Below are 13,854 nucleotides of genomic sequence, written 5' to 3'. Positions count from 1 at the left end.
CGACGGGCAATGGCGGTAACGATGCCACACATGGCGGAGGCCTTTCAGAGAGAGCGTAGGGGGGAGTGCATGCGGTCGGCGGGTTTATTTCTTGACCTTCACCGGGCGCTGCCAGCCGGGCACGGACCCATGGGTTTGCCTTGGTCGGCGGCGCAGATGATTTCCATCGTGGATCCGGGTTTCGGGTTGTTATGCCCGCGGGATTCTAGCAGGGCAGTGTGACGGATTGTGGCAGTGCAGCAAACTGATTTGGGTTTTTGCGCCGGGGCGGGAACGGAGGGCGGTCGTGTCATGGTTGTCCGGGTAAATTTGTCACTGGCGGGGCGCCGCGGATTGCTGCTGAGTGGCGTACCTGTCTATCATTCCGCGCAAAGTGGATTTTTCTCATGACTGACCAAGGGCGTGACGCATCATGGAACTTCAAGCGGTGATTCTTTCGGGGGGTTCGGGCACGCGCCTGTGGCCGCTTTCGCGGGAGCAATACCCCAAGCAGCTGCTGGCCCTGGTGGGCGATGAGACGATGCTGCAGGCTACGGCGGGGCGGCTGGCAGGGTTCTCGGGGCGTTTGCCGGTGGCCTCGGCGCCGGTGGTGGTGTGTAACGAGGAATACCGTTTCGTGACTGCCGAGCAGCTGCGCGCCGCAGGCCGGGCGAGTCAGCATGTGGTGCTGGAGCCGGCGGGCCGCAACACCGCACCGGCCCTGACCCTGGCGGCGCTGGCGGTGGAGGAGGCCGATCCGGTGATGCTGGTGATGCCGGCGGACCACGTGATCGGTGATCTGGCGGGTTTCCAGCAGGCCATCGACGGCGGGATTCCGGCCGCGCTGGAGGGAGCCATCGTGACCTTTGGCATCGTCCCCACCCATGCCGAAACCGGTTACGGCTACATCCGCTTTGGTGCGGACCGGGCCGATGGCAGCAAGGCGATTGCCGCCTTCGTCGAGAAGCCCGACGCAGCCACCGCCCAGGCCTATCTGGACAGCGGTGAGTACCTGTGGAACAGCGGCCTGTTCATGGTCAGGGCCAGCACCTGGCTCAAGGCGATGGCGCACCTGCAGCCGGCCATGATGGAGGCCTGCCGCAGGGCGTGGGCGGGGGGCAGCCGGGATGCGGATTTCCTGCGGGTGGACAAGGCGGCTTTCCTGGCCTGCCCGTCGGATTCCATCGACTATGCGGTGATGGAGAAGCTGGCGGAGGCCAGCGGGCTGGGCATCCCCGGCTGCGTGGTGCCGATGAGCGCCGGCTGGTCGGACGTGGGGGCCTGGGATGCCCTGTGGACCATTGCCGACAAGGACGCGGCGGGCAACGTGGCCCGGGGTGACGTGCTGTTTGAGGACAGCCGCAATACCCTGGTTTATGCCCAGGACCGGCTGGTGGCCTGCGTGGGGATCGAGGATGCGGTGATTGTCGAAACCCCCGATGCGGTGCTGGTGGCCAGCCGGGAGCGCACCCAGGACGTGAAGCAGATCGTGGCCAGCCTCAAGGCCGGCAAGCGCAGCCAGGCTTCGGCCCACCGCAAGATCCATCGTCCCTGGGGCTGGTACGACTCCATCGACAGCGGCGAGCGTTTTCAGGTGAAGCGCATCGTGGTGAATCCGGGGGCCCGGCTGAGCCTGCAGATGCATCACCATAGGGCCGAGCACTGGATTGTGGTCAAGGGCACCGCCGAGGTGACCAATGGCGACAAGGTGTTCCTGCTGGGGGAGAACGAATCCACCTATATTCCCCTGGGCCATGTGCACCGTCTTGCCAACCCGGGCAAGCTTCCCCTGGAGATCATCGAAGTCCAGTCGGGCAGCTACCTGGGCGAGGACGACATCGTCCGCTTCGAGGACACCTACGGGCGTAACTGAGGCGCGGGCTCCGGCGTGTTTGCCCTCAGCGATGGCGGGATTGAATCCCGCCTGCCGGTGGTTTAGGCCCTGGATTTGCGACGCAGGGCGGCGAGGCCGGCCAGGCCCAGGCCGAGCAGGGCGCCGGAGGTGGGTTCCGGGACGGCCTGGCTGTTGCCGTCACGCACCAGCACGTAGCGCTGCCAGGTGTTGTCGTCATTCAGCCAGGTGTTCAGGCCGGAACGCCATCCGCCGGTGACCATGTCGTTGCTACCGGTGTGCCAGGAGAGGCGCTGGTCGGCCTCGGCGACGCTGAGGTCGGCGTTTCCGATACCGGAGCCCACCACGTCGGCGGAGTTCTGATCGATGGTCCCGTTCGGCGTAAAGCCGACGGATTGGTCGTTGCGGTACCAGTAGGTGCCGTCGGCGAGGAGGGTGCCGTTGAAGCCGGTGATGGTCTGCAGGACGCTCAGGGAGGTGCCGGCGAACAGATCGAAGGTGGTGGCGTTGCTGTCGGCGGAGGAGGCCAGGGCTACTTGCGATGCCGGCGAGAGGCTGTTGAGCAGGCTGCCGTAGTTGAAGCTGCTGCCGTAGGCGCCCTGGTACACCACGGTCCAGCCGTCGGCGATGGCGGTGGATTTGCTGTAGTCGGAGATGATGGCGGCGTTGGCCGTGCTGCCGATCAGGAGGGTGGCGATGAGGGCGGAGAGTTTGAGGATTTTCATGTTGATTTTCTTGAGCAGGGTTAATTGACTGAGTGTCCTTTAGCAATTACGGTGCCAGATTATTTTGTTTATTTTTTTCAATGATTTGGGAAATGTTTTTTGGATTTTTTTTGCCGTTGGATTTGGATTGTAAAAAACATCGACGCGGCATGAATTGACGGCGAAATAGAACCCGGCGTTTGTTGTGCCGCACAAAAAATTTTTTTGAACGTGTTAAATAATTAACGGGTAAGTGTTTTTTTGCCTGGGAAATGTGACTGATTTGGCGCCATGTTTTCCGGGGAAAGTCCCTTGGGGACAAGGCTTTAAAGCGCTTTTCGGCAGGTGTCGACATTTTTTACACTTTTGGGGGCGGTTTGCTGCGGGTCTGGCCGCAAGCGTCCCGCCCTGCGGGGACTCCGCTGCGCAGGGGCTTGTTGTTCTGGAACGATTGCTTGTGCCGGGAGCGGCTTCGGGGAATAGAATGATGTCATGCATATCGACATCATTCATCACGGCGCTTTTCAGGGGGTGACGGGGTCGTGTCACCAGTTGTTCATTGATGGTGGCCGGAGCCTGCTGATTGACTGCGGGCTGTTCCAGGGAGCCGAGACGGCGCCGGACGGGCAAGCTGCGGCGGACCGCCTGGAAATCGGTTTTCCGGTGGATCAGGTGGTGGCGCTGGTGGTGACCCACGTGCACATCGACCACGTGGGACGGATTCCCTGGTTGCTGGCGGCGGGGTTCAAAGGGCCGATTTATTGCAGCGAGCCGTCGGCCCGCTTGTTGCCGGTGGTGCTGGCGGATGCCTTTGCCGTGGGGGTGAGTCGGGATGCGCGGCTGGTGGAGCGCTATGTGCGGATGGTGGAGGCACGCATCCGTCCGGTGCCCTTCAAGACCTGGACGACGGTGTTTGCGGGGGCGGGGGGCGAGTGCCGGATCCGCCTGCAGCGGGCCGGCCATATTTTGGGTTCGGCTTATGTGGAGTGTGATCTGCGCCGCCCGGGGGATGGGCCGCGTCGGGTGATCTTTTCGGGGGATCTGGGGGCGCCTTATGCCCCCTTGCTGCCGGCACCCCGGCCGCCCTGGTCAGCGGATGTGGTGGTGCTGGAGAGCACCTACGGGGATCGGGTTCACGAGAGCCGCCGTTTCCGTCGCCAGCGTCTGCAGGCAGTGGTGGAGAAGGCCCTGGGCAATGGCGGTACGGTGATCATTCCGGCCTTCAGCATCGGGCGGACCCAGGAGCTGCTCTACGAGTTCGAGGACATCTTCCATCGTCAGGCAGTGAAGCCGGGCAGGCACGCGGCGCGCTGGGCCCAGCTGAAGATTTATCTGGACTCCCCCCTGGCCGGACGCTTTACCCGGTTGTATCGGGAATTGCAGCCCTTCTGGGATGCGGAGGCCCAGCGGCGCCTGAAGGCGGGACGCCGGCCCCTGGCATTTGATCAGCTGGTGGCGGTGGATGAGCACGCGGAACATCAGGCGAATGTGCGCAGGCTGGCCCGCAGCGGGGAGCCGGCGGTGGTGATCGCGGCCAGCGGGATGTGTGCCGGGGGGCGGGTGGTCAATTACCTCAAGGCCATGCTCCACGATCCCCGCCATGACGTGCTGTTCGTGGGCTACCAGGCCCGGGGGACTCCGGGCAGCGTGATCCAGAGCTTTGGCCCGCGGGGCGGGTACGTGGATCTGGACGGAGAGCGGATCGTGATCCGGGCGGGCATTCATACCTTGTCCGGCTATTCTGCCCATGCGGACCAGAACGATCTGGTGCATTTCATTGCACGGATGCGCCACTGGCCGGCGGAGGTGCGCCTGATCCATGGTGATGACCCCGCCCGCGCGGCTCTGGCCCGCAAGATCAGCGAGGCTACGCAAGGACGCGTGAGGGTGAGCAACCCGTAGGCCCGGATGCCTCCGGGCAGCCTTGGCCGGGGGAGTGATGCCTGCTTTGCAGGGCTGGATTCAGCCCGCTGTCAGTGGCTTGCTCCAGCCCTACGGTATAATCCTGCCCTTTGCATCTTCTTCGGAGCTTAATGTGCTGATTTCCAACGCTTTTGCCCAGGCCGCACCGGCCGCGGCAGATCCCCTGGGCGGTCTTGGTGGTATCCTGCCCATGATTTTCATGTTTGCGGTGCTGTGGTTCCTGATGATCCGCCCGCAAATGAAGCGTGCCAAGGAACACAAGGCACTGCTTGAAGGTCTGCAGAAGAACGATGAAGTGCTGACCGGCGGCGGCATTGTGGGCAAGGTGGTGTCGATTGCCGATGCCTACGTGACCATCGAAATCGCAGCCAACACCCAGATCGTCGTCCAGAAGCAATCCATCGGCGCCGTGCTCCCCAAGGGTACGCTCAAGTCGCTCTGATCTGATCGGGCTGAGCTGGCCGGGAGGCATGCCTTCCGGCCATCCGGTGTCTGTTTTACCTCCATCCAGCCAGACCATGAATCGCTATCCTCTCTGGAAAAATCTCCTCATTGCCATCATCCTGGTGTGGGGCCTGATCTATACCCTGCCGAATTTCTACGGAGAGGTGCCCGCCGTTCAGGTTTCCAGCGGCAAGGCCACTCTCAAGCTCGATCCCGCCACGACCATGAAGCGCGTGGAAGAGGGCCTGGCAGCTGCGGGCATCCAGCATGACGGCCTGTTTGCCGACCTGAGCAGTGTGCGGGCGCGCTTCCGCGACACGGATACCCAGCTCAAGGCCAAGGACGCGATTGAAAAGACCTTCAATCCGAATGCGGCCGATCCGTCCTATGTGGTGGCGCTCAACCTGCTTTCCGCCAGCCCCCAGTGGCTCACCAACATTGGTGCGCTGCCCATGTACCTGGGCCTCGACCTGCGTGGGGGCGTGCACTTCCTGCTTCAGGTGGACATGAAGGGCGCCGTTACCAAACGCCTCGATTCGATTACCGGTGACCTCCGCACCCTGCTGCGGGACAAGAGCGTGCGCCACGCGGGTATCTCCCGTGAAGGGCAGAGCGTGGTGATCCGTTTCCGGGATGCGGAAACCCAGCAGAAGGCCCGCTCGGCCATCATGGCCAGCAACAATGACCTGCAGCTGATCGAGGGGCAGGACGGTGCCGACTTCAAGCTGACCGGCACCCTGACCCAGCTGGCTCAGAAGACCATCCAGGAATTTGCGATCAAGCAGAACATCACCACCCTTCACAACCGGATCAACGAACTGGGCGTGGCCGAGCCGGTGATCCAGCAGCAGGGTCTCGACCGGATCGTGGTTCAGCTTCCCGGTGTGCAGGATGTGGCCAAGGCCAAGGACATCCTGGGCCGTACCGCTACCCTGGAGGTCCGTCTGGTGGATGATTCCCCTGGCGCCCTGGAGGCGGCGATGGGCGGGGCGACTCCCCCGGGTACCGAGGTGTACAACGACCGGGAGGGCCGTGCCCTGCTGGTGAAGAAGCAGGTGATCCTGACCGGCGAGCGCCTGACCGATGCCCAGCCGGGCTTCGATGGCCAGACCCAGGAGCCGGCGGTGCACCTGACCCTGGACAGCGCCGGCGCCCGGATCTTCAAGGATGTGACCCGCGAGAACATCAACAAGCGGATGGCCATCCTGCTGATCGAGAAGGGCAAGGGTGAGGTGGTGACCGCGCCGGTGATCCGCAGCGAGATTGGCGGGGGCCGGGTACAGATTTCGGGCCGGATGACTTCCGAGGAGGCCACCGATACGGCGCTGCTGCTGCGGGCCGGCTCACTGGCCGCACCGATGGAGATCATCGAGGAGCGCACCATCGGCCCGAGCCTGGGAGCCGAGAACATCGAGAAGGGTTTCAAATCCACCCTGTGGGGCTTTGTGGCCATCGCGATCTTCATGTGTGGCTACTATGCCCTGTTCGGCCTGATTTCCTCCATCGCGCTGGCGGCCAACCTGCTGCTGCTGGTGGCGCTGCTGTCCCTGCTGCAGGCGACCCTGACCCTGCCGGGGATTGCCGCCATTGCGCTGACCCTGGGCATGGCCATCGACGCCAACGTGCTGATCAACGAACGCATCCGCGAGGAACTGCGCAATGGCTCCAGTCCTCAGGCGGCCATCAGCGCGGGCTACGACCGGGCCTTTGACACCATCCTCGACTCCAACGTGACCACCCTGATCGCCGGCATCGCGCTTCTGGTGTTCGGCTCCGGCCCGGTGCGTGGGTTTGCGGTGGTGCACTGCCTGGGCATCCTGACCTCCATGTTCAGCGCCATTTTGGTCTCCCGCGGCCTGGTCAACCTGGTCTATGGCAAGCAGCGCAAGCTCGAGAAACTGGCCATCGGGCAGGTGTGGCGGCCGGACAGTCAGTGAGGGGCGAGGGGTGAGGCAGCTCACCCTGGCACGCACCCTCGGTTTTGCCGGCCATACCCGGACGGCTGAAGAGCACGTCGAACGCACTTTCAAATTGATGGGTGGGCTGATTAACGCGACACGCGCGGAGATCGGTTCCCCTCACTCCTCATCCCTCACCTGAGGACCAAGCAATGGAATTCTTCCGCATCAAAAAAGACATCCCGTTCATGAAGCATGCGCTGGTGTTCAACGTGATTTCGTTGGTCACCTTCCTGCTGGCGGTGTTTTTCCTGGCCACGAAGGGGCTGCACTTCAGTGTCGAGTTCACCGGGGGCACCTTGATGGAGGTGGCCTACAGCGAGCCGCCAGCCCTCGAAAAATTGCGTGAAAAGCTTGCGGCGGAGGGGTACCCCGACGCCCAGGTGCAGAACTTCGGCAGCGCCCGCGACGTGCTGATCCGCCTGCCTAACCGGGATGGCATGGAAACCGGCAAGGTCTCCGAGCGTGTGATGGCCAGCCTGGCTGCCATCGAGGGGCCCAAGGCCGAGATGCGCCGGGTGGAGTTTGTGGGGCCGCAGGTGGGCAAGGAGCTGGCGTCCGACGGGGCCATGGCCTTGCTGCTGGTGATCGTGGGGATCGTGGTCTACCTGGCGATGCGCTTCGAGTGGCGCTTTGCGGTGTCGGCGATCATCGCCAACTTCCACGACGTGATCATCATTCTGGGCTGCTTTGCCCTGTTCCAGTGGGAGTTCTCGCTGCCGGTGCTGGCCGCTACGCTGGCGGTGCTGGGCTATTCGGTTAACGAGTCGGTGGTGGTGTTCGACCGGGTCCGCGAGACCTTCCGCAAGAAGCGCGGCCTGAGCACGCCGGAGGTGCTGGATCACGCGATCACCAGCACCATCAGCCGGACCATCATCACCCACGGGTCCACCCAGGTGATGGTGCTCTCCATGCTGATCTTCGGCGGCGAGACCCTCTATTACTTCTCCCTGGCCCTGACCATCGGCATCTGCTTCGGGATCTACTCGTCCGTGCTCGTGGCCAGTCCGCTGGTGATGTGGCTCGGGGTGTCCCGGGAGCAGTTCATCCAGCCCAAGAAGGACAAGCAGGAAGCGGTGGTGTAAGCGGGAAGGGCGGGGTTCGTCCCGCCCGCGTCCGGGGCCTCCCTCGAAAAAAAGCGGCGTCTGTCTTGCGACAGACGCCGTCGAAGTCTCCTTTAACAGGAGAGGAGGGAGAAAAACCCGGTGCGGCAGGCCTGAGCAGAGACTCAGGCGGCCTTGTTCAGTTGTTTGCAGAAGCGCTGCCAGTTGGCCGACAGGGCGGTAAACATCTCTTCTGCAGCCAGCAGGGGGAGGAGGCCCATCCGGTTCTGGGTGCGGATGAAGGTTTCCATCTGCGGGTCACAGAGGGTGTTCTGCTCTTCCTGCAGTAGTTCCAGGAAGCGGGCTTCGGCGGCGCCCCAGAATTCGGAGTTGCCCACCCAGCCGGTGTCGGCGGTGGCTTCGCGCAGGGCCTTGCGCCAGAGGGCTTCGGCCCGTTCGATCGACACGCCGGCCTTGCGGGCGTGCCAGGGGAGTAGTTTCGGCGTTTTCATGGCTGTTGCTCCTGTAGGGGCTTCAAATGAAGGGGTCAGCTATCGGCTCCTCTGGTGGTCGCCTGTGGTGCATCGCAATATAAATATTTCTGATGCAATCCAATGTGTTAACTCTGCTTTTGACCCGCTTCCATGCTTTGTTTGTTGCAATGCACAATCACAGTCTAGGTCGGCTTGGGCGACTTGGCAAGGCGTCTGCCGGTTTTCTACGGTAATAATTCACAAATTTGCTGGGTTTTCACAACACTGCGCTGTTTTTTTGTGGCAGCTAGGGGTAAACCGCAATAAGGCTCCAGCGGGGCTTTTGCGGGCGATGCACCTATATATTCAGTCAGTAGCGTTAGAATGAACGTTGTTGCTGTTCTCTCTTTCGCGCCCCATGTCCCAGCTCCTCGACAACCTGAATCCCGAACAACTGGCCGCGGTGACCTTGCCGTCCCGACATGCCCTGATCCTCGCGGGGGCGGGTTCGGGCAAGACCCGGGTGCTGATCACGCGCATTGCCTGGCTCATCCAGAGCAGCCTGTGCGGCCCTCAGGGAATTCTGGCGGTCACCTTTACCAACAAGGCGGCCAAGGAGATGCTGACCCGCCTGTCGGCCATGTTCCCGATCAATACCCGGGGCATGTGGATCGGCACCTTTCACGGTCTGTGCAACCGCTTGCTGCGCGCCCATCACCGGGATGCGGGGCTACCCCAGTTGTTCCAGATTCTTGATTCCGGTGATCAGCTGGCCTCGATCAAGCGTCTGCTCAAGGCCTTGAACGTGGATGACGAAAAATTTCCACCCAGGGATCTGCAGCACTTCATCAATGGCCAGAAGGAGGCCGGCCGGCGCCCGGCTGCGGTGGAGGCCTGGGACGATTACACCCGCCGCCGGGTCGAGCTGTATGCGGAGTATGAGGCACAGTGCCAGCGGGAGGCAGTTGTGGATTTCCCTGAGTTGCTGCTGCGCTGTTATGAGCTGCTGGAGCGTAACGAGCCGATCCGCCGGCATTATCAGGCCCGCTTCCGGCACATCCTGGTGGATGAATTTCAGGACACCAACGTGCTCCAGTACCAGTGGCTCAAGCTGCTCGCCGGTGGGGGTGGGGAGGAAGGCGCCTGCCTGTTCTGCGTGGGGGATGACGACCAGTCCATCTACCGCTTTCGGGGGGCCGAAATCGGCAACATGCGGGATTTCGAGCGGGATTTCCGGGTGACCGACGTGATCCGCCTGGAGCAGAACTACCGTTCCCACGGCAACATCCTGGACGCTGCCAATGCCCTGATCGCCAACAACACGGCGCGTCTGGGCAAGAACCTGTGGACCGATCAGGGGGCGGGTGAGCCGATCCGGGTCTATGAGGCTTTCACCGACAATGACGAGGCCCGCTGGATCGTCGAGGAAATCCAGTCGCTGGTGCGAGAGGGCACCAGCCGGGCGGGCATGGCCTTGCTCTATCGCTCCAACGCCCAGTCCCGGGTGCTGGAGCACCAGCTGTTTTCCAGTGGCATTGCTTACCGGGTGTATGGGGGGCTGCGCTTCTTCGAGCGCCAGGAGATCAAGCATGCGCTGGCCTATCTGCGCCTGATCGCCAATCCGGACGACGATACGGCTTTTGCCCGGGTGGTCAATTTTCCGACCCGGGGCATCGGTGCCCGCTCCCTGGAGGCGCTGCAGGATGCGGCCCGTACCTGGAACACCCCCCTTTACCAGACGGTGCCGCATCTTTCCGGCAAGCCCGGGACCAGTCTGGCCCAGTTCGTGATGCTGATCGAACGCCTGCGCTCCGAGACCCGGGCCCTGCCCCTCCACGAGATGGTGAGCCATGTGATCGAGATGTCCGGGTTGCGCGCCCATTACCGGAACGAAAAGGAGGGCCAGGAACGCCTGGAAAACCTGGACGAACTGGTCAACGCTGCGGCCAATTTCAGTGCCGAGGTGGGGGCGGGCCAGGCGCCGGGGGAGCTGCCTGCCGAGACGGCGGCGGTGCTGGCGGAGTTCCTGGCCCATGCCTCCCTGGAGGCGGGGGATCACCAGGCCGACGTGGGAACGGAGGCGGTCCAGCTGATGACGGTGCATGCGGCCAAGGGGCTCGAGTTCGACGTGGTGTTCCTGTCGGGACTGGAGGAGGGGCTGTTTCCCCATGAGAACAGCGCCCGGGAGGCCGACGGGCTGGAGGAGGAGCGCCGTCTGATGTATGTGGCGGTGACCCGGGCGCGCAAGCGCCTGTATGTCAGCTTCACCCAGAGCCGGATGCTCCATGGGCAGGTGCGCTACAACATGCGTTCGCGTTTCCTCGAGGAAATCCCCGAAGCTCTGCTCAAGTGGCTGACGCCGCCCAATCCGCGCAAGAGTTTCGTGGTCGAGCCTTCCACCCGGTATTACACGCCCGGCCCGGGCAAGGCGGCGACGCCGGCCATGCCACCGCCTCCGCCCCAGAAGTCCCGGGATCTGGGGGGGCTGCGGATCGGCCAGAGCGTCCGCCACGTGCGCTTTGGCGATGGCGTGATCGTCGCTGCCGAAGGCAGCGGGAATGACGCCCGGGTGCAGGTGAAGTTTGCCGCCGATGCCGGTACCAAATGGCTGATGCTCGCCGTCGCCAAACTCTCGCCCCTGTAGCAGACCAGGCGGCCTGAATCCGGGCGGGGCGTTTCAGTGCTTCTTGTGCCTGCTCAGGATGTCCTCGATGTCGGTCATCAGGGGGGAGGGCGTGGCGACGAGCCGGGTGACGCTGCGTTGGTCTTCTGCCAGGTGGTGTTCGATGCTGGCGGTATCCAGACGCACGCCAAATTCGCCCTGGTTCAGTAGTATCCGTTCGAGGATCTTGTCGCCCAGCTCTTTCTTGAAGTGCCCCGCTTCCCAGTAATAATGGAGCCGGGTTGTCCGGTCCCCCGGTGGAGGAATGGCTTCCCGGGTTTCCTCGCTCAGGGTGCTGAAGTCCCACAGGGCGAGGGGGGCCTGCCCCGGTTGCCGTCGGGACGCCAGGGTGTTCATCTGGCGCTTCCATTCCAGGAAGAGGGGTGTGAGCCCGATTTTCTCCATCATTCCGCGGATCTGGGCGTGGTAGGGGTAGATCACCAGATGTACCGTGCTGCCCTTGCTCTGGGCCAGGTCCAGGATGGCCTCCAGGGCGAGGAGGTCGGATGAAGGACCGCCCTCCGCGGGTGCGAGCCGGGGAGGCTTGGCGGTCCATAGGCCCAGATTTTCCTCGGCCCGCTGGCGGAACAGCGGGGAATGCCCTGCGTGCGCCACTTCGTCAATGTACGGGAGGAGCGGGTTGAAGCCGCGCTCGGTAAGGATGCCGGGGTTGCGGGTGTGCTGGATGCGCAGGGTCCGGAGGGCGTCCCCGAGGCCGCTGATGGAGAGGATGTTCTCTGCCAGGAAGGGGAGGCCGATGGCGGGTGGGGGCCCAGGGCGGGGGAGTGGCACTTCCTGCAGTGATGTGCCGCCCAGAAAGTTGAAGAAGTCCAGACCGATGATCAGCGTTCCGGGCAGGCAGCCGATGTCCTCGAGCCAGTACAGTTGTTGCAGGCTGGTATGCAGCCGCGAACCGGGAATGGCGTGATTGAAGGCGCTCAGCCCGACGCCCTGAAAGGCCGGATGGAGGGGGTCGAAGCCGATCTCGGCCCGGGAGTTGCCCAGAATCCCGGTGTTGGCGCAGAGCCGCTGTGCGCGTTGCCAGCGAGCCAGTTCCCGGTGGTGGTCCAGGTAGGGTTTGAGGGCGTTGATGCCCCGGATGGTAGGGCTGCCTGTGACGTCGAGGGGGTCGATCAGGGCGTTGATGCTCCCCGTCAGGCAGAGCACCCCCAGGAGGCTGCCGAGCATCCAGCGCAGGTAGGAAGACCAGGGTAGGGGCATCAGAACTGGAAGTACAGGAATTCGGTAGGACGGCTCAGGGCGAGGATGCCCAGGGCCAGCAGGCTGCCGATCAGCATGGCTTCCCGGCGGGTGCCCTGCAGGGCCAGACGGCGGGCGGGAACGATCGGGTGCAGCGGATCGGCATTCAGGGCCGGGGTGTGGTAGCCAAGAATCTCCTGGGTATTGGGGGCGAAGAAGGCGATGCCTCCTGCGGCCAGCACCCAGCTCCAGGTGGCAATGAACTGACTGCCTCCCCCCAGGAAGGTGGTGACCCCCAGGGCTTCCAGCGGGCCTGCCAGCGGACCCAGGCGGCTCATCAGGGCATCCGGCAGCGCCACACCCGCTTGACCCAGCATGCCGAGCAGGATGCGGTGGGCGCTGTCCAGGTCGGGTGCGCGGAAATACACCCAGGCCAGCACGACGGACAGGAAGGTGAGGCTCCAGCTCAGGAGCCGGGTCAGCCGGGGCGGGAGGTGAACGGGGATCTGGTGGGCGATCCCCTGCCAGCTGTGGTTGATGACCAGATAGGCGCCATGCAGGGCGCCCCAGATGGCGAAGTTCCACCCGGCGCCGTGCCACAGGCCACCCAGGAACATGGTGGTCATCAGGTTGATGTGGCGTTGCAGGGGGCCTTTTCGATTGCCGCCGAGGGGAATGTACAGGTAGTCCCGCAGGAAGCGTGACAAGGTCATGTGCCAGCGCCGCCAGAAGTCGGTGATGTTGCTCGCCTTGTAGGGGGAGTTGAAATTAAGCGGCAGGCGCACGCCGAACAGGCGGGACAGGCCGATGGCCATGTCCGAGTAGCCGGAGAAGTCGAAGTACAGCTGGAAGGTATAGGCGAGGGCTCCCCCCCAGGCCATGAGCAGGCTGGGTGCGGGGGCGTCGGGTGCGAAGATGGGGTTGGCGTATTCGGCCAGGTTGTCGGCAATCAGCACCTTCTTGGCCAGCCCGATGGCGAAGATGCTCAGGCCGACCGCAAAATTGGCGGAGTCGGGCCGGTAATTCCTGTCCTCATCGAACTGGGGCATCATTTCCTTGTGGTGAAGGACCGGGCCGGCGATCAGGTGGGGGAAGTAGGTGACGAACAGGACGTAATGAATGAACCGGTATTCGGTGACCTTGCCCGCGAAGGCGTCGGCCAGGAAGGCGATCTGGGTGAAGGTGAAGAAGGAAATGCCGATGGGCAGCAGGATGTCCAGCAGGGGGTGGTGGGTGCCGAGGAGGGTGTTGAGGCTGCCGAGGAAAAAATCAGCATATTTGTAATAGCCCAGCAGGGCCAGGTTGCCGGCGACTGCCAGGCCCAGCAGCTGCTTTCCCCGGGTGGTGCCGGCATGCTGGGCGATCTGTCCGCCGAGCAGGTAATTGACGCAGATGGAGCCCATCAGCAGGGTCAGGTAGGTGGTGTCCCACCAGGCGTAGAAAAAGATGGAGCAGGCGGCCAGCCAGGCCGCTCCGGCCTGCTTGCCCAGGCGTCCTAACGTGAAGAAGCCGATCAGGGTGACCGGTAGGTAGGCAAGCAGGAAGGCGTATGAGTTGAACAGCATGGGCCCTGCCGGTGTCTCGGTGCGTCGAAGGGGTGCCGCAGTGTATCCCCA

The 13,854-nt window shown here is 63.4% G+C and carries 10 protein-coding genes; 6 read left to right on the top strand and 4 right to left on the bottom strand.

Translation table 11 applies throughout. The features are described from left to right. Window positions 1-412 precede the first annotated feature (412 nt). A complete protein-coding gene (locus tag PHD22_RS06780) occupies window positions 413-1,852 on the top strand; it encodes a mannose-1-phosphate guanylyltransferase/mannose-6-phosphate isomerase (RefSeq protein ID WP_299864116.1) in 1,440 nt (479 codons plus the stop codon). A 62-nt stretch (window positions 1,853-1,914) separates the two neighbouring features. Here PHD22_RS06780 and PHD22_RS06775 read toward each other — a convergent pair whose 3' ends face one another. Further along, the gene (locus PHD22_RS06775) at window positions 1,915-2,556 is read right to left on the bottom strand and encodes a PEP-CTERM sorting domain-containing protein (RefSeq protein ID WP_299864113.1); all 642 of its coding nucleotides are present in this window, start codon (window positions 2,554-2,556) and stop codon (window positions 1,915-1,917) included. A 471-nt stretch (window positions 2,557-3,027) separates the two neighbouring features. On the opposite strand from PHD22_RS06775, the gene PHD22_RS06770 reads away from it, so the two are divergent. The 4 genes from PHD22_RS06770 to secF all read left to right on the top strand — a co-directional run bounded on the left by PHD22_RS06770 (window position 3,028) and on the right by secF (window position 7,945). Further along, window positions 3,028-4,437 carry an MBL fold metallo-hydrolase gene (locus PHD22_RS06770; protein ID WP_299864110.1) on the top strand — a complete coding sequence of 470 codons (1,410 nt, stop codon included), beginning with the start codon at window positions 3,028-3,030 and terminating at the stop codon, window positions 4,435-4,437. 133 nt (window positions 4,438-4,570) lie between these two features. Further along, on the top strand, window positions 4,571-4,900 hold the full coding sequence (yajC, locus tag PHD22_RS06765; protein WP_299864119.1) for a preprotein translocase subunit YajC: 330 nt from the start codon (window positions 4,571-4,573) through the stop codon (window positions 4,898-4,900). Window positions 4,901-4,976: 76 nt separating this feature from the next. Then, window positions 4,977-6,839 carry a protein translocase subunit SecD gene (gene secD / locus PHD22_RS06760; protein WP_299864108.1) on the top strand — a complete coding sequence of 621 codons (1,863 nt, stop codon included), beginning with the start codon at window positions 4,977-4,979 and terminating at the stop codon, window positions 6,837-6,839. Between the two features lie 173 nt (window positions 6,840-7,012). After that, window positions 7,013-7,945, top strand: coding sequence for a protein translocase subunit SecF (secF, locus tag PHD22_RS06755; protein ID WP_299864105.1), 933 nt, complete (start codon window positions 7,013-7,015; stop codon window positions 7,943-7,945). Window positions 7,946-8,088: 143 nt separating this feature from the next. Here secF and PHD22_RS06750 read toward each other — a convergent pair whose 3' ends face one another. Then, complete coding sequence (locus tag PHD22_RS06750; RefSeq protein WP_299864102.1) at window positions 8,089-8,415, bottom strand: hypothetical protein; 327 nt, start codon at window positions 8,413-8,415, stop codon at window positions 8,089-8,091. 379 nt (window positions 8,416-8,794) lie between these two features. Between PHD22_RS06750 and PHD22_RS06745 the strand changes: the two genes are divergently transcribed. Next, a complete protein-coding gene (locus PHD22_RS06745; RefSeq protein ID WP_299864099.1) occupies window positions 8,795-11,020 on the top strand; it encodes a UvrD-helicase domain-containing protein in 2,226 nt (741 codons plus the stop codon). A 33-nt stretch (window positions 11,021-11,053) separates the two neighbouring features. Here PHD22_RS06745 and PHD22_RS06740 read toward each other — a convergent pair whose 3' ends face one another. Together PHD22_RS06740 and PHD22_RS06735 are read right to left on the bottom strand one after the other, a co-directional pair. Beyond that, window positions 11,054-12,259: a hypothetical protein gene (locus PHD22_RS06740; RefSeq protein WP_299864095.1), complete on the bottom strand. Its 1,206-nt coding sequence runs from the start codon at window positions 12,257-12,259 to the stop codon at window positions 11,054-11,056. Next, window positions 12,259-13,803, bottom strand: a complete 1,545-nt coding sequence (locus tag PHD22_RS06735; RefSeq protein ID WP_299864092.1) for an MBOAT family protein — start codon at window positions 13,801-13,803, stop codon at window positions 12,259-12,261. Before PHD22_RS06735 ends, PHD22_RS06740 begins: the two co-directional genes overlap by 1 nt. Between the last annotated feature and the right edge of the window lie 51 nt (window positions 13,804-13,854).

The organism is Zoogloea sp., assembly GCF_028693495.1.
Lineage (GTDB): Bacteria > Pseudomonadota > Gammaproteobacteria > Burkholderiales > Rhodocyclaceae > Zoogloea.
Note: the sequence above shows the minus strand (reverse complement) of the source record. Positions and strands in the feature narration are given on the sequence as shown.